Annotated in this window: 1 pseudogene; it reads right to left on the bottom strand. The window is 70.5% G+C overall.

The window, feature by feature from the left end:
• Positions 1–275, bottom strand: a pseudogene (locus tag FMEAI12_RS19565) (alpha/beta hydrolase); the annotation flags it as partial.

Genomic DNA, 275 nt, shown 5'->3' with positions numbered 1-275 from the left:
GGTCGGGGTATACGGGTGCGGTCGTCTCCGGCCAGATAGGCGGCGAAGGGCGCGACCGTGCCGTAGCCGAGTGGGGCGATGGCATCGAAGCTGCCGTGCAGCGACTGCTGGAAGACGGCGAGCATAGCCCCCATCGAGTGACCAACACCGATGACCGGTCCGACGTCGACCGGCCCCAGGCCGGGCAGGAGCAAGCCCTTCTCCGCGCGTTCCACCAGGTCGGAGAGCGCCGCGTTGTTCGCCGCGGCGACGACGTCGGGAGTGAGCTCGGCGGC

Source organism: Parafrankia sp. Ea1.12 (genome assembly GCF_900465275.1).
Taxonomy (GTDB): Bacteria; Actinomycetota; Actinomycetes; order Frankiales; family Frankiaceae; genus Parafrankia; species Parafrankia soli.
This window is presented reverse-complemented; position numbering and strand designations above follow the sequence as displayed.